Annotated in this window: 2 protein-coding genes; one reads left to right on the top strand and one right to left on the bottom strand. The window is 40.0% G+C overall.

Translation table 11 applies throughout. The features are described from left to right. Nucleotides 1-172 precede the first annotated feature (172 nt). Nucleotides 173-1,278, top strand: a protein-coding gene (locus tag ACFORF_RS05365; protein ID WP_380426201.1) for an IS3 family transposase whose coding sequence is annotated in 2 segments (ribosomal slippage) — nucleotides 173-449 and nucleotides 449-1,278 — 1,107 coding nt in all. Because the reading frame shifts where the segments join, the coding sequence is not laid out codon by codon here. 134 nt (nucleotides 1,279-1,412) lie between these two features. Here the strand turns inward: ACFORF_RS05365 and ACFORF_RS05360 are convergent. Further along, nucleotides 1,413-2,051 carry a peptidylprolyl isomerase gene (locus tag ACFORF_RS05360; protein ID WP_380426203.1) on the bottom strand — a complete coding sequence of 213 codons (639 nt, stop codon included), beginning with the start codon at nucleotides 2,049-2,051 and terminating at the stop codon, nucleotides 1,413-1,415. Nucleotides 2,052-2,227: the final 176 nt, after the last annotated feature.

Here is a 2,227-nt window from a genome sequence, read left to right as displayed (position 1 = left end):
CAAGAAAAATTAAAAGGTATGACCCCTATGGAATTCAGGGAGTCATACCTTACTAACTAATATTCTTTTTTACACTGTCTATTTTAGACGGGGCTTGACATTCTGAATCGGTTACACTAAACTAGACAGTCTTATAAAGTGTTCTACACTGAAGAAAAATGGGAGAAAGAACATGTCTAGAAAAATACGCCGTCATTTTACAGATGATTTTAAACAACAAATCGTTGACCTTTACAATGCAGGGATGAAACGAAGTGCGCTGATCAAAGAATATGATCTAATCCCCTCCACCTTTGATAAATGGGTGAGACAAGCTAAAACAACGGGATCTTTCAAATCAATTGATAATCTTACCGATGAACAGCGGGAGCTGATAGCTCTTATAAAGCGAAACAGAGAACTTGAAATGCACCTAGACATCCTAAAGCAAGCAGCGGTGATTATGGCACAAAAAGAGAAATAATCACTGCTAACAAGGATAAGTACAGCATTTCAGCCATGTGTCGGTGGTTGAATCTCCCGCGTTCCAGCTATTACTACAGAGCTACAAAGCCAGTATCTAAAGCGGCGCTTGAAGAAAAGGTGAAACAGATTTTCCGTGAGAGCAAATCCAGATACGGTGCCCGAAAGATCAAGCAATGTCTAGCCTCAGATGGGATTATCCTATCTTGTCGTCGCATTCGTCGCCTCATGAAGCGATTGAACTTGGTATCTGTTTACCAGCAGGCTAGCTTCAAGCCTCGTTCTCAAGGGAAAAACGAAGACCCTATTCCAAATCGCTTAGCCAGACAATTCCACCAAGAACAACCATTGGAAGCGATTGTGACAGATTTGACCTATGTCCGTGCTGGTCAGCATTGGGCTTTTGTTTGCTTGATTATTGACCTCTTTAATCGTGAAATTATTGGCGTATCTGTTGGCTGGAAGAAGAGCGCAGAACTTGTCAAACAAGCCATTCAAAGCATTCCTTACGCCCTGACCAAGGTCAACCTCTTCCACTCGGATCGAGGCAAGGAGTTTGATAATCAGTTGATTGATGAGATGCTTGAAACCTTTGGCATTACCCGTTCGTTAAGTCAGGCTGGCTGTCCTTGTGACAATGCGGTAGCTGAGAGCACCTACCGTTCCTTCAAACTGGAGTTTATTCATCAAGAAACCTTTCATTCACTTGAAGAACTAACCCTTAAAACCAAGAACTATGTCCACTGGTGGAATCATCATCGCATACACGGTAGTCTCAATTACCAAACACCTATGGCTAAGCGAGTGATCGCTTAACAAAAACACTTTATAAAAATTGTACAGAAAAGCGTTGCCTTTTCATTCTGCCACCTCTAAAATCGCCTTTTGTTTCACTCTTTCAATTCTTGTCATGCCATCTCCTTATCAAAAAAGCAGAAGAGTAACTCCTGCTAGTTAGTCTCACTTGTAGTAGTGCCTTGAATCTTTGGAATGCTTGAATTTATTTCATCAGAAGACTCTTTCAAGTCCTCTAGCTTCCCATTCCAAATGGTTACCTGATTGACAAGGAGTTTATCTGACAATTTGGCATAAGATAGTTTAAGAGAGGTGGTTTCTGTCTGTGTGCTTTTCTGAGCCTTATCACTGACATCTGACACGTAAACAACCTGATAAGACACTTCCGCAAGAGCTTTATTTGCTTCTGTATTGACATAGACTTGAGCAGACTCAAAGCGATAATCCAACATATAGTCTTTATAGACTTGGTTAATGGAATCTTCTTGACGAGATACCTCTTCCTTAAAGGCAGAATCTGTCATATAGGGCTTGATACGGTTGTTGTTCTCGCCTAATTTTTCCTTGGTATAGTATTGCGTGAGAAATTCCTTGACTAACTCATCAGAGAGAACACTTGCCTTCTCTTTTTCTTTCTCTTTGGCCAGTAATTTTTGAGCCTCAGACTGGATTTGTTTCTGCGTGTGATTGGTGACAGACTGAGAACCAATGGTGTAGCCCATCATCACCATAAAGCTGGTGACTGCTAAACCACCCAAACCAATCAATAGCCGAGCCTTCATTTTGTTTAACATCACTAGTGCTATCTCCTTTTTCCATAAGATAGCACTATGATAACAAGATGAACTTGAAAAAGTTATCACAAGAAAAAGGACTACCTAACTTAGGTAATCCTCTTTATTAAACTAACTATATCTTTCTAAACTAGGTTAAAATTTATCATAAATTTTAACTTATTCTATTCACCAAA

Origin of the sequence: Streptococcus caprae (assembly GCF_042649745.1) — a bacterium.
In the GTDB taxonomy this organism is placed as follows: domain Bacteria; phylum Bacillota; class Bacilli; order Lactobacillales; family Streptococcaceae; genus Streptococcus; species Streptococcus caprae.
Note: the sequence above shows the minus strand (reverse complement) of the source record. Positions and strands in the feature narration are given on the sequence as shown.

Excerpts from the sequence above, each read along its gene's own strand:
- ACFORF_RS05360 (WP_380426203.1), bottom strand. The coding sequence starts at position 2,051 with ATGTTAAACAAAATGAAGGCTCGGCTATTGATTGGTTTGGGTGGTTTA.